Genomic DNA, 18,403 nt, shown 5'->3' on the forward strand with positions numbered 1-18,403 from the left:
GCGACCACCTTCCGTGCCGCCGGACGCCGGGAGCGCCAGGGCTCGCGCCGGGCGGGCCCTCCGGCGCCCCGCTGTCCGCCCGATGGGCTAACGGGGCACGGGGGCCGGGGTCACTGGCGCTTGTCGTCCCAGGGCGTGCCCAGCCAGCTGTCGAACGAGCGGACCAGCGCCGCCAGCGCGGCCGCGAGCCGCTGGTCGACCCAGGGGGCGTGCACCACGACCTCGTCGTCGGACCTGTACTCCAGCGGGACTTCGCCGCCCGCCCGCCAGATGACGCGCCGCGGTCCGCGCGGCACATCGCCGCCGCCGCTCACCAGACTCCCTGCGGCGATGGCCACCCACAGGGGGAACAGCAGCCACCACAGGTACCACCAGAAGATCCGGCCCTTGGACCCGACGGCCTCGGGGGCGCCGGTCTGGGCGACCGTCCAGCGGGTGCGCATCCCCGTCCCGGACAGAGCCTTCTCGCGCAGGACCGTGCCGATGATCTCGCCCTGCCCGCCGTGCACCTGATACGCCGACACCCCGTCGCCCGCCGAGACGGTGACGAGTGTGGCCAGCCGGGAGCGGCGCTCCGGGTCCGCCCACAGCACGAAGGAACGCGCGCCCGTCTTGCGGGCCTCCAGATACGCGGGTATCCCGCCCGGCGGCAGCTCGCGTTCCAGATGGGCGACCACGCGGGACTCCCCTTCGGGCCACTCCTCGGCGGTGACGGTGTGGGTGAAGGGCGCGGGCGCGCCGGGCACGGCCTCCGCGCCGCCCTTCGCGCCCTTTCTGCCCTTCCCGCTCTTCCTGTCCGTGGGAACGGGCATCACTTTCAGGGCGCCGGCCACGTGCGAACTCCTCCGTTGTGTGCGTCGGGAAGTCGAAGACTAGTGCCGCCGTTTGAGAGGATCACCGGGTGGACCCCTCAGAAGTGGACCCCTCAGAAACCGTCCCCGGGACCGAGCCGCTGCCCGGCACCGACGGGACCGGGCGCCGCCTGGTGCGCTGCCGGCTCTGCGGGCGCCCGCTGACCGGCACGGCCTCCCGCCGCACCGGTCTCGGCCCCTCCTGCGACGCCAAGCTGCACCCGTCGCCGCCCGACATCCGCACCCGCCGCCACGAGGTCGAGCAGGACGTGCTGCCCGGTACCTGAACCGCTACGAGGACGCGCCGTCCAGCCGGCGGAACAGCCCCTCCTGCACCACGGACACCAGCAGATTGCCCGCCCGGTCGTAGATCCGGCCGCGTGCCAGACCCCGTCCGCCCGTCGCCACCGGCGACTCCTGGTCGTACAGGAACCACTCGTCCGCCCGGAACGGCCGGTGGAACCACATCGCGTGGTCCAGCGACGCCATGTCGAAGCCGCGCGGCCCCCAGAGCGGCTCCACCGGAATGCGGACCGCGTCCAGCAGCGTCATGTCACTGGCGTACGTCAGCGCGCAGGTGTGCACGAGCGGATCGTCGCCCAGCGGGCCGACCGCGCGCATCCACACCGCGCTGCGCGGGTCCGCGTCCTCGATCTCCTTCCGCGTCCAGCGCAGCCGGTCCACGTACCGGATGTCGAACGGCTGACGCCGCGCCATCCGCTCCAGGGCCTCGGGCAGCGCGCCCAGATGCTCACGCACCTCCTCGGCGACCGTCGGCAGCTCCTCGGGATCCGGCACCACCCGGGCCGGCGGCAACTGGTGCTCGAAGCCCGCCTCCTCCGGCCGGTGGAACGACGCCGTCAGGTTGAAGATCGTCCGGCCCTGCTGCACGGCCGTCACCCGGCGGGTCGTGAACGACCTGCCGTCCCGGACGCGCTCCACGTCGTACACGATCGGCACCCCGGGACGGCCCGGCCGCAGGAAGTAGGCGTGCAGCGAGTGCACGGGCCGGTCCCCGTCCGTGGTGCGGCCCGCCGCCACCAGCGCCTGACCCGCCACCTGACCGCCGAAGACCCGCTGCAGCGACTCGTCGGGGCTGCGGCCCCGGAAGATGTTGACCTCGATCCGCTCCAGGTCGAGCAGGTCGACCAGACGCTCGGCGGGGTTCGTCATACCGTTCTTCTCCACTCTCACAACTGGCCCACGGAGGTGACCCGGACGACCGCCCGGCCCTCCTCGTCGGACGCGGCCAGATCGACCTCGGCGCTGATGCCCCAGTCATGGTCGCCGTTCGGGTCGGCGAACGTCTGGCGGACCCGCCACAGGCCGTGCCCGGCGTCCTCGTCGATCTTCAGCAGCTTCGGCCCGCGGGCGTCCGGACCGGTGCCCAGCTCCTCGTACTCGTCCCAGTACGCGTCCATCGCCTCGCCCCACGCGTCCTCGTCCCAGCCCGCGTCCTTGTCCAGCTCGCCGAGGTCGCGGACCCGGTCCAGCGCGGCCAGCTCGACCCGGCGGAACATCGCGTTGCGCACGAGCACCCGGAAGGCGCGGGCGTTGGCCGTGACCGGCTTGACCTCGTCGGCCCGCTCCTGCGCCTGCTCGGCCGTCTCCACCTCCGGATTGGCGAGCTGCTCCCACTCGTCGAGCAGGCTGGAGTCCACCTGACGGACCATCTCCCCGAGCCAGGCGATGAGGTCCTCCAGGTCCTCGGACTTGATGTCGTCCGGGATGGTGTGCTCCAGCGCCTTGTACGCGCTCGCCAGATAGCGCAGCACGATGCCCTCGGTGCGCGCCAGCTCGTAGTTCGAGGTGAACTCGGTGAACGTCATGGCCCGCTCGTACATGTCGCGGATCACCGACTTCGGCGACACCGGGTGGTCGCCCACCCACGGGTGGCTGCGGCGGTAGACGTCGTACGCGTGCCACAGCAGCTCGCTCAGCGGCTTCGGGTACGTGACGTCCTGGAGGAGCTCCATCCGCTCCTCGTACTCGATGCCGTCGGCCTTCATCTGCCCGACCGCCTCACCGCGCGCCTTGTTCTGCTGCGCGGCCAGGATCTGGCGCGGATCGTCGAGCGTCGACTCCACCACCGAGACCATGTCCAGCGCGTACGAAGGGGAGTCGGGGTCCAGCAGCTCGAACGCGGCGAGCGCGAACGTGGACAGCGGCTGGTTCAGCGCGAAGTCCTGCTGGAGATCGACGGTGAGCCGCACGATGCGGCCCTCCGCGTCCGGCTTGTCCAGCTGCTCCACCACCCCGCCGTCCAGCAGCGAACGGTAGATCGCGATGGCCCGGCGGATGTGGCGCAGCTGCGCCCGGCGCGGCTCGTGGTTGTCCTCCAGCAGATGCCGCATCGCCTCGAAGGCGTTGCCCGGACGCGCGATCACCGACAGCAGCATCGTGTGCGTGACCCGGAAGCGGGAGGTCAGCGGCTCCGGATCGGACTGGATCAGCTTGTCGAAGGTGGTCTCCGACCAGGCCACGAAGCCCTCGGGGGCCTTCTTGCGGACGACCTTGCGCTTCTTCTTCGGGTCGTCGCCGGCCTTCTTGACCGCCTTCTCGTTCTCGATGACGTGCTCGGGGGCCTGCGCGACGACGAAGCCCGCCGTGTCGAAGCCCGCGCGCCCGGCCCGGCCCGCGATCTGGTGGAACTCGCGCGCCCGCAGCGTGCGCACCCGGGTGCCGTCGTACTTGGTGAGCGCGGTGAAGAGCACCGTACGGATCGGGACGTTGACGCCGACGCCGAGCGTGTCCGTACCGCAGATCACCTTCAGCAGCCCCGCCTGCGCGAGCTTCTCCACGAGACGGCGGTACTTCGGGAGCATGCCGGCGTGGTGCACACCGATGCCGTGCCGCACATAACGCGAGAGGTTCTGGCCGAACTTGGTGGTGAAGCGGAAGTTGCCGATGAGATCGGCGATCTTCTCCTTCTCCTCCTTGGTGCACATGTTGATGCTCATCAGCGACTGCGCCCGCTCGACGGCCGCGGCCTGGGTGAAGTGCACGATGTAGACCGGCGACTGCCGGGTGTCCAGCAGCTCGGTGAGCGTCTCGGTGATCGGCGTCAGCCGGTACTCGTAACTGAGCGGCACCGGACGCGTCGCCGAGCGCACCACGGAGGTGGGGCGGCCCGTGCGCCGGGTCAGGTCCTCCTCGAACATCCTGACGTCACCGAGCGTGGCCGACATCAGGACGAACTGGGCCTGCGGGAGCTCCAGGATCGGGATCTGCCAGGCCCAGCCCCGGTCCTGCTCCGCGTAGAAGTGGAACTCGTCCATCACGACCTGGCCGATGTCCGCGTACTTCCCGTCACGCAGCGCGATGGAGGCCAGCACCTCGGCCGTACAGCAGATCACCGGGGCGTCGGCGTTGACCGAGGCGTCCCCGGTGAGCATGCCGACGTTCTCCGTGCCGAAGAGCTTGCACAGGTCGAAGAACTTCTCCGAGACCAGGGCCTTGATCGGGGCGGTGTAGAAGGTGACCTTGTCCTGGGCCAGGGCGGTGAAGTGCGCACCCGCCGCGACCAGGCTCTTTCCGGAACCGGTCGGGGTGGAAAGGATCACGTTGGCCCCGGAGACCACCTCGATCAGCGCCTCCTCCTGAGCGGGGTAGAGGGTGATCCCCTGCGTCTCGGTCCAGGACGAGAAAGCCTCGAAAAGGGCGTCGGGGTCGTCGGTCGGGGGCAGCTGATCGATAAGGGTCACGCCCCCCATCTTGCCTGTCTTCCACCCCGATGAGGGAACCGGACGACGGTACGAAGATCATGGACGATACGCTGCCCTCTCAACTCGGCCGTCCGACAACGACGATGGCCGGAACTCGCGCACAGGCCAATGGGGGCGGAACAGCGATGATGGGACCGGCACACTCTCTGTCAGGGGCAGCTGCCTGGCTGGGGGTGGGTGCGGCCGCGGCAGCCGCGGGCCATGCCATGCCGTGGCCCGTCCTGGTCGTCGGGGCGCTGATCACCGCCGGTGCGGCGCTCGCCCCGGACCTCGACCACAAGTCGGCGACCATCTCGCGCGCCTTCGGCCCGATCTCCCGCGGCCTCTGCGAGATCGTCGACAAGCTCTCGCACGCCGTCTACAAGGCCACCCGCATGCGGGGCGACTCCACCCGCAACGGCGGCCACCGGACCCTGACGCACACCTGGCTGTGGGCGGTCCTGATCGGCGCGGGCGCCTCCGCCGCGGCGATCACCGGCGGCCGGTGGGCCGTGCTCGGCATCCTCTTCGTCCACCTGGTGCTCGCCGTCGAGGGACTGCTCTGGCGGGCCGCCCGGGTCTCCAGCGACGTCCTGGTGTGGCTGCTCGGCGCCACCAGCGCCTGGATCCTCGCGGGCATCCTCGACAAGCCGGGCAACGGCTCGGACTGGCTGTTCACCGACCCCGGCCAGGAGTACCTCTGGCTCGGTCTGCCGATCGTGCTCGGCGCCCTCGTCCACGACATCGGCGACGCGCTGACCGTCTCCGGCTGCCCGATCCTGTGGCCGATCCCGGTGGGGCGCAAGCGCTGGTACCCCGTCGGCCCGCCCAAGGCCATGCGCTTCCGGGCCGGCAGCTGGGTGGAGCTGAAGGTGCTGATGCCCGCGTTCATGGTGCTCGGGGGAGTGGGCGCGGCAGCCGCGATGAACGTCATCTGACCGCCCGGCAGGGGCCGGACCGGAAGGCCGGTCCCTGCCGGGCGGAACCGTCAGCCGTGCCAGGAGCGCCACAGCGCCGCGTAGGCGCCGTCCGCCGCCACCAGCTCGTCATGGCTGCCCAGCTCACTGATCCGGCCCTGCTCCACGACGGCGATCACATCCGCGTCGTGCGCCGTGTGCAGCCGGTGGGCGATCGCCACGACCGTACGGCCGTCCAGCACCCGGGCCAGCGAACGCTCCAGATGACGGGCCGCGCGCGGGTCGAGCAGCGACGTCGCCTCGTCCAGCACCAGCGTGTGCGGATCGGCCAGGACCAGCCGGGCCAGCGCGATCTGCTGGGCCTGCGCCGGGGTGATGACCAGACCGCCCGAGCCCACCTCGGAGTCCAGCCCCTCCTCCAGCGCCCGCGCCCAGACCTCCGCGTCGACCGCGGCGAGCGATGCCCACAGCTCCGCGTCCTGTGCGTCGGTACGGGCCAGCAGCAGGTTGTCCCGCAGCGAGCCGACGAACACATGGTGCTCCTGGTTCACCAGCGCCACATGCGTACGCACCCGCTCCGTCGTCATCCGCGACAGCTCCGCGCCCCCGAGCGTGATCTCGCCTGCGCGCGGGGCGTAGATCCCCGCCAGCAGCCGGCCCAGCGTCGACTTGCCCGCACCGGACGGGCCGACGAGCGCCAGCCGCGTACCCGGGGCGACATCCAGCGACACCTGGTGCAGGACATCGACACCGGCCCGGTAGCCGAAGTGCACCGCGTCGGCGCGCACGTCCCGGCCGTCCGGGGACACCGAGGCGTCCCCCGCGTCCGGCTCGATGTCGCGGACGCCCACCAGCCGCGCCAGCGACACCTGGGCGACCTGCAACTCGTCGTACCACCGCAGGATCAGACCGATCGGATCGACCATCATCTGCGCCAGCAGCGCACCGGTCGTCAGCTGGCCCACGGTGAGCCAGCCCTCGATGACGAACCAGCCGCCGAGCAGCAGGACCGCGCCGAGGATCGTCACGTACGTGGCATTGATGACCGGGAACAGCACGGACCGCAGGAACAGCGTGTACCGCTCCCAGGCCGTCCACTCCTTGACCCGCCGGTCCGACAGCGCCACCCGGCGCGCGCCCAGCCGGTGCGCCTCTATGGTCCGCCCGGCGTCCACCGTCTCCGCGAGCATCCCCGCGACCGCCGCGTAACCGGCGGCCTCCGAGCGGTACGCCGACGGCGCCCGGCGGAAGTACCAGCGGCAGCCGATGATCAGCACCGGCAGCGCGACGAGCACCGAGAGTGCCAGCGGGGGTGCGGTGACGGCCAGCGCGGCGACCAGCAGCCCCGCCCACACCACACCGATGGCCAGCTGCGGCACCGCCTCGCGCATCGCGTTGGCCAGCCGGTCGATGTCCGTGGTGATCCGGGACAGCAGATCGCCCGTCCCGGCCCGCTCCAGCACACCCGGGGGCAGCCGTACCGACCGCACGAGGAAGTCCTCGCGCAGATCGGCGAGCATCTCCTCACCGAGCATCGCGCTGCGCAGCCGCATCATCCGGGTGGTGACCGTCTGCAGGACCAGCGCGAGCGCGAACACCCCCGCGGTGCGCTCCAGATGGAGGTCCCTGACGCCGTCGGACAGGTCCTCGACCAGTCCGCCCAGCAGATACGGGCCGACGATGGAGGAGATCACCGCGACCGTGTTGAGCAGGGTGACCACCGTGAAGGGCACCCGGTGGCGCCGGATCAGCTCCCGCGTGTAGGCCCGTACGGTCGTGGGGGTCCCGACCGGCAGGGTCGTGGCCGACTCCGGGGCGGCGGGGTCGTAGGCCGGTGGTGCGACGCCGATCATGCCCTCTCCTCGATTTCCTCGATCGTGCTGATGTCTTCGTCCCGGCCCGCCGCCTCGGCGGCCGCGGTCTCGTCGTCGGTCTCGCGGGTGACGACCGCCCGGTAGCGCGGTTCGCTGCGCAGCAGTTCGCGGTGCGTGCCGACGGCCACCACCGTGCCGTCGTGGACCAGCGCCACCCGGTCGGCGAGGTCGAGCAGCAGCGGCGAGGAGGCGAACGCGACAGTCGTACGGCCCGCGCGCAGCTCCTTGATGCCCGCTGCCACCCGCGCCTCGGTGTGCGAGTCGACGGCGGACGTCGGCTCGTCCAGGACCAGCGCCTCCGGGTCGGTCACCAGCGACCGGGCCAGGGCGAGCCGCTGGCGCTGGCCGCCGGAGAGCGACCGGCCGCGTTCGGTGATCCGGGTGTCCATCGGGTCGCCGTCCGGGTGGACGGACGCCTGGGCCAGTGCGGCGAGGATGTCGTCGCACTGGGCCGCCGCGAGCGCGTCCACGGCGGCCACGCGGCCGGACGACGGCACGTCCAGCAGTTCGCGCAGCGTGCCCGAGAGCAGGACCGGGTCCTTGTCCTGGACCAGGACCGAGGTCCGCGCCGCGTCCAGTTCCAGCTCGTCCAGGGGGACGCCGCCCAGCAGGACGGACGGCAGATCCGCAGGGGTCCCGCCCTCCTCCGGGGTCTCGCCGCCCTCCTCGTTCCGCGCCGCGCCGGGCTGGGCGTGGCCGCCGAGCCGGTCCGCGAGCCGTCCGGCCTCGTCGGGATCGCCGCAGACCACCGCGGTGAACAGCCCCTCGGGCGCCATCAGACCGGTGACCGGGTCGTACAGGTCGCCGCCCTCGGGCGCCTCGGCCGTCGAGGGACGGGCGACCCGGCTCAGCGACAGCACCCGGACCGCGCGCTGGGCGGAGGGGCGGGAGAAGGAGTACGCCATCGCGATCTCCTCGAAGTGGCGCAGGGGGAACAGCATCAGGGTCGCGGCGCTGTACACCGTCACCAGCTGGCCGACCTCGATCTTCCCGTCCCGGGCCAGCGAGGCGCCGTGCACGACGAGCGAGATCAGCAGGATGCCCGGCAGCAGCACCTGGATCGCCGAGATCAGCGACCACATCCGGGCGCTGCGCACCGCCGCCTTGCGGACCTCCTGCGAGGCGCGGCGGTAGCGGTCCAGGAACAGTTCCTCGCCGCCGATGCCGCGCAGCACGCGCAGCCCGGCCACGGTGTCCGAGGCCAGCTCGGTCGCCTTGCCGCCCTTCTCGCGCTGGAGGTCGGCGCGGCGGGTGGCGGCGGGCAGGAGCGGCAGGACGCCCAGGGCGAGCACCGGCATGGCGAGCGCCACCAGGATGCCCAGGGAGGGCAGGTACAGGATCAGCCCGACGCAGATGAGGACCAGCGCGGCCGCGGCGGCGGCGAAACGGGAGAGCGCCTCGACGAACCAGCCGATCTTCTCCACGTCGCCCGTGGAGACCGCGACGACCTCGCCCGCGGCGACCCGGCGGGTCAGTGCCGAGCCGAGTTCGGCGGTCTTGCGGGCCAGCAGCTGCTGGACCCGCGCGGCGGCGGTGATCCAGTTGGTGACGGCGGCCCGGTGCAGCATGGTGTCGCCCAGCGCGATCAGGGTGCCGAGCGCCGCGATCAGACCGCCGGCCAGCAGGAGCCGGCCGCCGGCCCGGTCGACGACCGCCTGGACGGCGAAGCCGACGCCGAGCGGCAGCCCCGCGATGGCGCACTGGTGCAGAAGACCCCAGGACATGGACTTGAGCTGTCCGCGGATCTGGTTGCGGCCGAGCCAGAGCAGGAAGCGAGGGCCCGACCGGACGTCGGGATCGCCGGGATCCGAGTACGGAAGATCGCGAATGTGCATGACGTCCCAAGGATCGGAAGGTACTGAGACCCGCGAGGGTCTCCAGGCAGGCGAGGATGCGGCGCCCCTGTGCGGGGGAGCGCCGGGGGAACCAAACCGCGCAAGCCTCGCGTATTGCCGAGGGTGCGGCAAACCCTTTTACGGGTCGTCCAGGGGGCGCGGGCCCGGCCGGTCGCGAGCCGGTGAGGAGTAAAGATTCGGCACGCATTCGGCGGGCGCCGCGCGGGTGGTCGGACCGGGGCGCCACCGGGTGCGAGCATGGGGGGATGCATATAGCCGGTGCGGTACGAGTGGTGGTCTCGGCGGCCGCCTGTGGTGTCCTGCTCACGACCCTGACGTCCTGCGGCGACGGACAGGACGCGCGGAAGGGCGACGCGCGGTCGGCCGGCGCCCACAAGGACAAGGCGGTGGAACAGACCACCGGCCTGAAGCGCATCCCGGACGTGGGCGACCGGCTCCAGTCGCGGATCCCCGCAGGATCCCGCCAGGTCGTGGCTGTCTACGGCGACGGCAAGAACTCCGCCGACTCCACCGTCGTGCTGTACACCAAGTCCGGCTCCACCTGGGACAAGGCCGCCGGCTGGAAGGCGCACAACGGCAAGAAGGGCTGGGCCGCCGACCACCACGAGGACGACAAGCGCAGCCCCGTCGGCGTCTTCACCCTCAGCGACGCGGGCGGCGTGCTGCCCGACCCCGGTGCGCAGCTCCCGTACACCCAGTCGGCGTCCATGCAGGCCCCGCACTACTGGGCCAAGTCCCACTGGCACGACTTCGACTACGTCATCGCCATCGACTACAACCGTGTCAAGGGCACCCCGCCCAATGACCCGACGCGCCCGCAGGGACAGTCCAAGGGCGGCAGCATCTGGCTGCACATGGACCACGGCAGCGGCACCTCGGCCTGTGTGAGCCTGCCGAAGGCGGCCATGGAGAAGCTGCTGCGCACCCTGGACCCCGAGCAGCACCCGGTCGTGGTGATGGGCGACCGCGCGAGCCTCAAGGCCTGACGGGGCCGCCCCGCCCGGCCGCCGTGGTCAGGGCCCCGGGCGGGTCGCCCGCTCCAGCTCCATCAACGCGGAGTAGTACGTACGGCCCGTCGCGCGGTCCATGCCGATCTCGCACATCCGGTTGGCCGAGAGATGGGCGTCGTACTCCCGGGCGTTGACCTCGGCGGCCTCCTTCGCGGTGGCCGACGCCGTCAGCTCCTTGTGCAGCAGGCCCCGGTCGCCCGCGAAGCCGCAGCACGCCGCGTCGTCCGGCAGGACGACCTCGTCCGCGCAGGCCTCCGCGACGGCGCGCAGCCGATCCACGTCGTCCAGATGTTCCATGGAGCAGGTCGGGTGGAGCACCGCCGAACCGGTCCGGCGCAGCACCGTCAGCTCCGGCAGGAGCTCGTCCGCCGCCCAGACCAGGGAGTCGACCACGGTCAGCTCGCGGTGCAACTCCCGGTTGTCCTCGGTCAGATACGGCACCACTTCATGGGCGATGCCCAGCGTGCACGAGGAGGCGTCGACCACGAGCGGGAGTTTTCCGCCGGCCGTCCAGCCCCAGGCGGCCTCCACGATGCGGTTGGCCATCACGGCGTTCCCGGCGGCGTAGCCCTTGGAGTGCCAGATCGTCGCGCAGCAGGTCCCCGCGACGTCGTCCGGGATCCAGACGGGCTTTCCGGCCCGGGCGGACACGGCGACCACCGCCTGTTGCAGCGACGGTCCCCGATAGCCGTCCGGGCTGCCGAAGATGCGGTTCACACAGGCCGGGTAGTAGACCGCGCTCGCACCCGCCCGGGAGGTGCGCGGGGCCCTGCGGGAGGCCGCACCGGGGACCTCGGGCAGCCACTCGGGCACCAGATCGGGGCGTACGGCCCTGCGGGCGAGGCCGGTGACGCCTTGCAGCAGGCGGTCGTCGATCCTCGCCGCAGCGGCGACCGCGAGCCGCGCCGCCGCCTCCACGGCGCGGAACCTCTTCGCGGTGAGCGCCGCGATCCGCTCCTCGCGCGGGGAGTGCCGCTGATGGCGGAAGTCCTTCATCATCGCGCCCGTGTCGATCCCCACGGGGCAGGCGAGCTTGCAGGTGGAGTCACCGGCGCAGGTGTCCACGGCGTCGTAGCCGTAGGCGTCCAGCAACCCCGTCTCCACCGGCGAGCCGTCGGGCTGCCGCATCATCTCCCGTCGCAGCACGATGCGTTGGCGCGGGGAGGTGGTCAGGTCGTGGCTGGGGCAGGTCGGTTCGCAGAAACCGCACTCGATGCAGGGGTCGGCGACCGCCTCGACGCGGGGGATGGTCTTCAGCCCGCGCAGATGGGCCCTGGGGTCGCGGTCCAGGACGATCCTCGGCGCCAGCACCCCGTCGGGGTCGATGAGCTGCTTCGTACGCCACATCAGTTCCGTGGCGCGCGGGCCCCATTCGAGCTCCAGGAAGGGGGCGATGTTGCGCCCCGTGGCGTGCTCGGCCTTGAGCGATCCGTCGAACCGCTCCACGGTCAGCCGGCAGAAGTCGGCCATGAAGGCGGCGTACCGGTCGACGTCGGCCGGCAGCGCCGCGTCGAAGGCCAGCAGGAAGTGGAGGTTGCCGTGGGCGGCGTGGCCCGCGACGGCGGCGTCGAAGCCGTGCTCCGCCTGGAGCTCCAGCAGCGCCTCGCAGGCGTCGGCCAGCCGGGAGGGCGGGACCGCGAAGTCCTCGGTGATCAGCGTCGTCCCCGAGGGCCGGGAGCCGCCGACCGCGGTGACGAAGGCCTTGCGGGCCTTCCAGTAGCCCGAGATGGTCCGGGCGTCCCGGGTGAACTCATTGGTCACGGAGGTCACGGGCCGTACCAGCTCCAGCTGCCGCACCACCTCGGCCGCCGCCCGCTCGTACGTCTCCTGGCCCGCCTCGTCCGGGGCACGGAACTCCACCAGCAGGGCCGCGGTCTGCCTCGGCAGCCCGGCCCAGTCGGCGGGCACGCCCTGGACGCTGACGGAGGCGCGCAGGGTGTTGCCGTCCATCAGCTCCACGGCGATGGCGCCCGCGTCGTTGAACAGCGGGACGGCGGCGGCCGCCGCCGTCAGCGAGGGGAAGAAGAGCAGGGCGGTGGAGATCCGGCGGTCCAGCGGGAGCGTGTCGAAGACGACCTCGGAGATGAACCCGAAGGTCCCCTCGGACCCGACCATCAGCCCGCGCAGGATCTCCACGGGCGTCGAGCCGTCCAGGAAGGCGTCGAGGCGGTAGCCGTTGGTGTTCTTGATCTCGTACTTGGCGCGGATCCGGGCGGTGAGGGCGGCATCGGCCTCGATCTCCGCCTTGAGGGCCAGCAGCCCCGCGCAGAGCCCCGGCTCGGCGTGCGCCAGATCCTCGTCCGCCGCCGGGTCGCCCGTGTCCACCACGGTGCCGCTGGGCAGCACGAAGGTGAGCGAGGAGACGGTCCGGTACGAATTGCGCCGGGTGCCTGCGGTCATCCCGGAGGCGTTGTTCGCGACGACCCCGCCGATGGTGCAGGCGATCGCACTGGCCGGGTCGGGGCCCAGCAGGCGGCCGTACCGGGCGAGGGCGGCGTTGGCCCGTACGACTGTCGTCCCCGGGCGGATCCGGGCCCGCGCCCCCTCGTCGAGCACTTCGATGCCCGCCCAGTGGTGCCGGACGTCGACGAGGATGTCCTCGCCCTGCGCCTGGCCGTTCAGGCTGGTGCCGGCCGCACGGAAGACGACGTGGCGGCCCTTGCCGTGGGCGTAGGACAGGATCGCGGAGACGTCGTCGATGTCCTCGGGGACGACGACCACCTGGGGGACGAAGCGGTACGGACTGGCGTCGGAGGCGTAGCGCACCAGGTCGGAGATCTTCCAGAGCACCTTCCGCTCGCCCAGCAGGGCCGTCAGCTCGCCGCGCAGCGGCTCCGGGGTGCCCGGTCCCCGGTCGTCGGCGACCCGGTCGTGGGAGGGCGCCCGCGGCGTGCGGGGGCTCAGGGCTTCCGGGTCCGGTTCCAGCAGCGGCATGTCAGGTCCCCTCGGCGGCTCGGGGCGGTGCCCCGCGCCCGGTCAGCAGCGGCGGCGCTCCGGCATCCCGTCCACCAGAGCGGTCAGCAGCCCGCCGAGCACCTCGCGCTGGTCGGCGGTCAATGGAGCCAGGATCTCCTCTGCCGCCGCCCGGCGCGCGTCGCGCAGTGACCGCAGTGTGGCGATGCCCTCGTCCGTGATCTCGATCCGGACCACCCGGCGGCTGTCCGGATCGGGGACGCGGCGGACCCGGCCGCCGGCCTCCAGGCCGTCCACCAGCGTGGTCACGGCCCGGGGGACGACGTCGAGGCGCTGGGCGAGATCCGCCATCCGGGGCGGTCCCTCGTAGTGCGCGACGGTGCGCAGCAGGCGGAACTGGGCGGGGGTGATACCGATCGGCTCCAGCTGACGGCTCTGAATGCGCTGAAGCCTGCGTGTCAGCCGCAGCAGCTGTTCGGCGAGCACGCCGTCGGGGTCGGGGGAATCCATGGAGGAACAATATCAGGACCTTGTGCATTGTGAGTATAGGTAACAATGAGCTATGCTCTCATCCGGTTCGGCTGTCATGGGCGGCGATTCCCCCGCCCGGACGGCCGCAGACCGCGGACGCGTACGCCGCTTCGGGCGCCCGCAGCCGCCCGTCCCCCGTAGTCGCACGTCCGACGAAGGAGCCCATGAAACCCGACGAACCCACGTGGACACCCCCGCCCAAGGACGCCGCCCAGCCGCCCGCCGAGCTGCGCCGCATCCTCCGCCTCTTCCGCCCGTACCGCGGCCGCCTCGCGGTGGTCGGACTGCTCGTCGGCGCCTCGTCGCTGGTGTCGGTCGCCTCCCCGTTCCTGCTGCGCGAGATCCTGGACACCGCCATCCCGCAGGGGCGGACCGGACTCCTCTCGCTGCTCGCCCTCGGCATGATCCTCACCGCGGTGATGAACAGCGTCTTCGGCGTGCTCCAGACCCTCATCTCCACCACCGTCGGCCAGCGGGTCATGCACGACCTGCGCACCGCCGTCTACACCCAGCTCCAGCGGATGCCGCTGGCCTTCTTCACCCGCACCCGCACGGGCGAGGTCCAGTCCCGGATCGCCAATGACATCGGGGGCATGCAGGCCACCGTCACCTCGACGGCGACCTCGCTGGTCTCCAACCTGACCGCGGTCATCGCCACCGTCGTCGCCATGCTGGCACTCGACTGGCGGCTCACCGTCGTCTCGCTGCTCCTGCTGCCGGTCTTCGTCTGGATCAGCCGCCGCGTCGGCCGCGAGCGCAAGAAGATCACCACCCAGCGCCAGAAGCAGATGGCCGCCATGGCCGCCACGGTCACCGAGTCGCTCTCCGTCAGCGGCATCCTGCTCGGCCGCACCATGGGCCGTTCGGACTCGCTCACCAAGGGCTTCACCGAGGAGTCCGAGCGACTGGTCGACCTGGAGGTGCGCTCCAGCATGGCCGGCCGCTGGCGGATGTCGACGATCGGCATCGTCATGGCCGCCATGCCCGCCGTCATCTACTGGGCCGCGGGCATCGCCCTGCAGTCCGGCGGCCCCGATGTCTCGATCGGTACGCTCGTCGCGTTCGTCTCGCTCCAGCAGGGCCTGTTCCGGCCCGCCGTGAGCCTGCTCTCCACCGGGGTGCAGATGCAGACGTCCCTCGCCCTCTTCCAGCGCATCTTCGAATACCTCGACCTCACGGTGGACATCACCGAGCCGGCGAACCCCGTCCGGCTGGACAGGATCCGCGGCGAGGTCCGCTTCGAGAACGTGGACTTCAGCTACGACGAGAAGAGCGGCCCGACCCTCAGCGGCGTCGATGTGACCGTGCCCGCCGGCACCAGCCTGGCCGTCGTCGGCCCCACGGGCTCCGGCAAGTCCACCCTCAGCTATCTGGTCCCCCGGCTGTACGACGTCACCGGCGGCCGGGTCACCCTCGACGGGGTCGATGTGCGCGAGCTGGACTTCGACACCCTGGCCCGTGCGGTCGGCGTGGTCTCCCAGGAGACCTATCTCTTCCATGCCTCGGTCGCGGAGAACCTCCGCTTCGCCAAGCCGGAGGCGACGGACGAGGAGATCGAGGCGGCGGCCCGCGCGGCCCAGATCCACGACCACATCTCCTCCCTGCCCGACGGCTACGACACCCTCGTCGGCGAGCGGGGCTACCGCTTCTCCGGAGGCGAGAAGCAGCGTCTGGCCATCGCCCGGACGATTCTGCGCGACCCGCCGGTGCTGATCCTCGACGAGGCGACGAGCGCCCTGGACACCCGTACCGAATTCGCCGTGCAGGAAGCGATCGACGCCCTGTCCGCCGGACGCACCACGATCACCATCGCCCACCGGCTCTCCACCGTGCGCGACGCCGACCAGATCGTCGTCCTCGACGGCGGACGAACCGCCGAGCGCGGCAGCCACGAGGAACTGCTCCAGCAGGACGGGCGCTACGCGGCCCTGGTCCGCCGGGACACCCAGCTCGCCCCTGTGGCGGGCTGACCTCCCGTCAGGGTCCGGCACGGGGTACCCCGGAGTGCCGGATGCGCCGGCGGTGGGGCATGATCCCCGCCCATGAGAGCTCTCCTCGGGGTCGAACTCCCCGGATACCGGCCCGTTGCCGACGGCGCATGGGCCGACGACCAGGACACCGTGGTATCGCTGCACTTCTTCGCCCTGGAGCCCGACCTGCCCGCAGGGCTCGACGACGGCCCGGCCCTGCGCCACGCGCTCACCCACCACACCGCCCGGGCCGGCGGCGGACTGATCGAGGCTTCCGTGAAGAAGCTCGGTGAGCTGCCGGCCCTGCGCCAGATACTCAAACTGCCGCTGCCGGACCGGCCGAGCGGCCAGGCGTTCATCGGCAGCTACACCGTGCCGCGCGCCGGATGCAGCACGGTCGTGAAGGTCCAGGCGGTTGAGCGGGGCATGACCGGGATGCGGGAGGCCGTCGTGATGGCCGAGGTCGGCCCCCAGGACTACTTCCGGCCCCACCCCTACGCCCCGGACGTGCAGGGCGGGCTGCCCTTCCACGACGGCGACCACGCGCGCTGGGACGCGGAGTTCCCCGACCACCCGCTCACCCGGGTGCGCCGCACGCTCGACACCCTGGCCCAGGCGGTCACGGTGGCCCCGGAGTTCGCCGCGCTGCCGCCCTTCGCCGGACCGGGCCCCCGGGGCTGACGCGGCGGGCATGCCGTCGGGGACGGGGTGCCGGGCTGCGGGACCGGCGCGGGATAGCGTGCCCGCATGGTGAACGAGTCCCCAGGAACCCGCTCCCGCCGCAGGCTCCGCCCGACCCGACGGGGCCGCCTGGTCCTGCTCGTCACGGCGTTCCTCGTGCTCGTGGCGGCCGCGGCCGTGCTCGTCCCCCTGCTGACGAGGGAGTCGAAGACCGAGCAGGCGCGCACCCTGGTGATCCCCGAGGGATGGCGCGCCTCCCAGGTGTACGCGGCCGCCGACAAGGCTCTCGGCGAGCCCGCCGGCACCACGGAGAAGGCCGTCGCCGCGGCGGACCTGCCGCTGCCGTCCGAGGCGAAGGGCAACCCCGAGGGCTACCTCTTCCCGGCGACGTACCCCGTCACCTCGGCCACGACCCCGAAGAGCCTGCTGCGCTACATGGTCGACACGGCGGTCAAACGCTTCGGAGCGGACCACATCACGGCCGGGGCGCAGCGCAACAGGGTCACCGTCTACCAGACCGTGACCGTCGCGAGCATCGTCCAGGCCGAGGCGGACACGGAGTCCGACATGGGCAAGGTGGCCCGGGTCGTCCACAACCGGCTGGAGCGCGGAATGCCGCTCCAGATGGACTCGACCCTCAACTACGCGATGAACCGCAGCACCCTGGACACCACCGAGGGCGACACGAAGATCGACAGCCCCTACAACAGCTATGAGCGCAAGGGCCTGCCGCCCACGCCCATCGGCAACCCGGGTGAGCAGGCGATGGTGGCGGCGATCAGTCCCACTCCCGGCCCCTGGCTGTACTTCGTGACGGTCGCGCCGGGGGACACCCGCTTCACCGACGACTACGCGGAGCAGCAGCGCAACGTGGCCGAATTCAACCGCAACCGCCGGGAAGCGGGCAGCGGCTGAGTTCCCCCGGGTCGTCCCGGTTCCCCTGAGCCGTCTCAGACGGACACGGGCGCCGCGGCCTCCCGCGCCGGGTCCCGCTCCAGCAGCTTTCCGATCGCCCGGACGGCGGCCCGGCCGGCGCGGTTGGCGCCGATCGTGCTGGCGGACGGCCCGTAGCCGACGAGATGGACGCGCTCGTCGCGTACCGCCCGCGTGCCCTCGACCTTGATGCCGCCCCCGCGCTCGCGGAGCCGCAGCGGCGCGAGATGGTCGACGGCTGGCCGGAAGCCGGTCGCCCAGAGGATGACATCGGCCTCGACGCCGCGGCCGTCGTCCCAGGCCACGCCCGTCGGCGTGATCCGGTCGAACATGGGCAGCCGGTCGAGCACCCCGGACTCACGGGCGCGCCGGACGGCGTCGGTCACCGGCAGTCCGGTCACGCTGACCACGCTCTGCGGGGGCAGCCCGCGGCGCACCCGCTCCTCCACCAGGGCGACGGCGGCCCGCCCCTGGTCCTCGCCGAAGGGGCCCTCGCGGAAGACGGGCGGCCTGCGGGTCACCCAGTGGGTGTCGGCGGCCACCTCGGCGATCTCCATCAGATGCTGGGTGCCGGAGGCCCCGCCGCCGACCACGACCACGCGCAGCCCGGCGAACTCGGCGGGCCCCGGATAGTTCGCGGTGTGCAGCTGCCGCCCCCGGAAGGTCTCCTGGCCCGGATAGCGCGGCCAGAACGGCCGGTCCCAGGTCCCGGTGGCATTGATCAGCGCGCGCGTCGCGTACGTCCCCTCGGACGTCTCCACGAGCAGCCGCCCTCCCTCGCCCTCGCGCACGGCGCTCACCTCGACCGGCCGGTGGACACGCAGGCCGAAGGTGCGTTCGTACGTATCGAAGTAGGCGCCGATCACCTCGGAGGAGGGCCGGGTGCCGTCGGCGCCGGTCAGCTCCATGCCGGGCAGGGCGTGCATGCCGTGCACCTTGCCGTACGTCAGCGAGGGCCAGCGGAACTGCCAGGCACCGCCGGGCCGAGGGGCATGATCGAGCACCACGAAGTCGCGGTCCGGCTCCAGACCGCTGCGGCGCAGGTGATAGGCGCCGGACAGACCCGCCTGCCCGGCGCCGATCACCACGACATCCACTGACTGCACCCCGATGTTGTTCACGCTTCTACCAACTACGCGGGGTGCGTGGATCTTCCCGGTCCC

The 18,403-nt window shown here is 72.0% G+C and carries 14 protein-coding genes; 6 read left to right on the forward strand and 8 right to left on the reverse strand.

Features of this window, described 5'->3' with window-relative positions; translation table 11 throughout:
• Positions 1 to 110: 110 nt before the first annotated feature.
• Entirely contained in the window at positions 111 to 833 is a 723-nt protein-coding gene (locus RLT58_RS31320; protein WP_311313714.1) for a hypothetical protein, read from the reverse strand.
• 83 nt (positions 834 to 916) lie between these two features.
• Between RLT58_RS31320 and RLT58_RS31325 the strand changes: the two genes are divergently transcribed.
• A complete protein-coding gene (locus RLT58_RS31325) occupies positions 917 to 1,138 on the forward strand; it encodes a DUF6011 domain-containing protein (protein ID WP_311313715.1) in 222 nt (73 codons plus the stop codon).
• A 4-nt stretch (positions 1,139 to 1,142) separates the two neighbouring features.
• Here the strand turns inward: RLT58_RS31325 and RLT58_RS31330 are convergent, their stop codons facing one another.
• Together RLT58_RS31330 and RLT58_RS31335 are read right to left on the reverse strand one after the other, a co-directional pair.
• Positions 1,143 to 2,024 carry an acyl-CoA thioesterase gene (locus RLT58_RS31330; protein ID WP_311313716.1) on the reverse strand — a complete coding sequence of 294 codons (882 nt, stop codon included), beginning with the start codon at positions 2,022 to 2,024 and terminating at the stop codon, positions 1,143 to 1,145.
• 17 nt (positions 2,025 to 2,041) lie between these two features.
• Positions 2,042 to 4,555, reverse strand: a complete 2,514-nt coding sequence (locus tag RLT58_RS31335) for a DEAD/DEAH box helicase (protein WP_311313717.1) — start codon at positions 4,553 to 4,555, stop codon at positions 2,042 to 2,044.
• 146 nt (positions 4,556 to 4,701) lie between these two features.
• Between RLT58_RS31335 and RLT58_RS31340 the strand changes: the two genes are divergently transcribed.
• Positions 4,702 to 5,493 carry a metal-dependent hydrolase gene (locus tag RLT58_RS31340; protein WP_311313718.1) on the forward strand — a complete coding sequence of 264 codons (792 nt, stop codon included), beginning with the start codon at positions 4,702 to 4,704 and terminating at the stop codon, positions 5,491 to 5,493.
• Positions 5,494 to 5,543: 50 nt separating this feature from the next.
• Here RLT58_RS31340 and RLT58_RS31345 read toward each other — a convergent pair whose 3' ends face one another.
• Together RLT58_RS31345 and RLT58_RS31350 are read right to left on the reverse strand one after the other, a co-directional pair.
• Positions 5,544 to 7,325: an ABC transporter ATP-binding protein gene (locus RLT58_RS31345; protein ID WP_311313719.1), complete on the reverse strand. Its 1,782-nt coding sequence runs from the start codon at positions 7,323 to 7,325 to the stop codon at positions 5,544 to 5,546.
• Entirely contained in the window at positions 7,322 to 9,181 is a 1,860-nt protein-coding gene (locus RLT58_RS31350; protein WP_311313720.1) for an ABC transporter transmembrane domain-containing protein, read from the reverse strand. The genes RLT58_RS31345 and RLT58_RS31350 overlap by 4 nt, the downstream gene beginning before the upstream one ends.
• Before the next feature lie 266 nt (positions 9,182 to 9,447).
• Between RLT58_RS31350 and RLT58_RS31355 the strand changes: the two genes are divergently transcribed.
• The gene (locus RLT58_RS31355) at positions 9,448 to 10,188 is read left to right on the forward strand and encodes a L,D-transpeptidase family protein (RefSeq protein ID WP_399131702.1); all 741 of its coding nucleotides are present in this window, start codon (positions 9,448 to 9,450) and stop codon (positions 10,186 to 10,188) included.
• Between the two features lie 27 nt (positions 10,189 to 10,215).
• On the opposite strand, the gene RLT58_RS31360 is transcribed toward RLT58_RS31355, so the two are convergent.
• Together RLT58_RS31360 and RLT58_RS31365 are read right to left on the reverse strand one after the other, a co-directional pair.
• A complete protein-coding gene (locus RLT58_RS31360; protein WP_311313721.1) occupies positions 10,216 to 13,146 on the reverse strand; it encodes an FAD-binding and (Fe-S)-binding domain-containing protein in 2,931 nt (976 codons plus the stop codon).
• Between the two features lie 42 nt (positions 13,147 to 13,188).
• Complete coding sequence (locus RLT58_RS31365) at positions 13,189 to 13,635, reverse strand: MarR family winged helix-turn-helix transcriptional regulator (RefSeq protein ID WP_311313722.1); 447 nt, start codon at positions 13,633 to 13,635, stop codon at positions 13,189 to 13,191.
• Positions 13,636 to 13,820: 185 nt separating this feature from the next.
• Here RLT58_RS31365 and RLT58_RS31370 point away from each other — a divergent pair, with 185 nt between their 5' ends.
• The 3 genes from RLT58_RS31370 to mltG all read left to right on the forward strand — a co-directional run bounded on the left by RLT58_RS31370 (position 13,821) and on the right by mltG (position 17,222).
• Positions 13,821 to 15,626 carry an ABC transporter ATP-binding protein gene (locus RLT58_RS31370; protein ID WP_311313723.1) on the forward strand — a complete coding sequence of 602 codons (1,806 nt, stop codon included), beginning with the start codon at positions 13,821 to 13,823 and terminating at the stop codon, positions 15,624 to 15,626.
• A 72-nt stretch (positions 15,627 to 15,698) separates the two neighbouring features.
• Positions 15,699 to 16,307 (forward strand): hypothetical protein, encoded by a 609-nt coding sequence (locus tag RLT58_RS31375; protein WP_311313724.1) that lies wholly within the window; start codon positions 15,699 to 15,701, stop codon positions 16,305 to 16,307.
• A gap of 66 nt (positions 16,308 to 16,373) precedes the next feature.
• Positions 16,374 to 17,222 carry an endolytic transglycosylase MltG gene (mltG, locus tag RLT58_RS31380; RefSeq protein ID WP_311313725.1) on the forward strand — a complete coding sequence of 283 codons (849 nt, stop codon included), beginning with the start codon at positions 16,374 to 16,376 and terminating at the stop codon, positions 17,220 to 17,222.
• A gap of 35 nt (positions 17,223 to 17,257) precedes the next feature.
• On the opposite strand, the gene RLT58_RS31385 is transcribed toward mltG, so the two are convergent.
• Positions 17,258 to 18,346 (reverse strand): NAD(P)-binding domain-containing protein, encoded by a 1,089-nt coding sequence (locus tag RLT58_RS31385; RefSeq protein ID WP_311313726.1) that lies wholly within the window; start codon positions 18,344 to 18,346, stop codon positions 17,258 to 17,260.
• Between the last annotated feature and the right edge of the window lie 57 nt (positions 18,347 to 18,403).

The sequence above is a fragment of the Streptomyces sp. ITFR-16 genome (assembly GCF_031844705.1).
Taxonomy (GTDB): Bacteria; Actinomycetota; Actinomycetes; order Streptomycetales; family Streptomycetaceae; genus Streptomyces.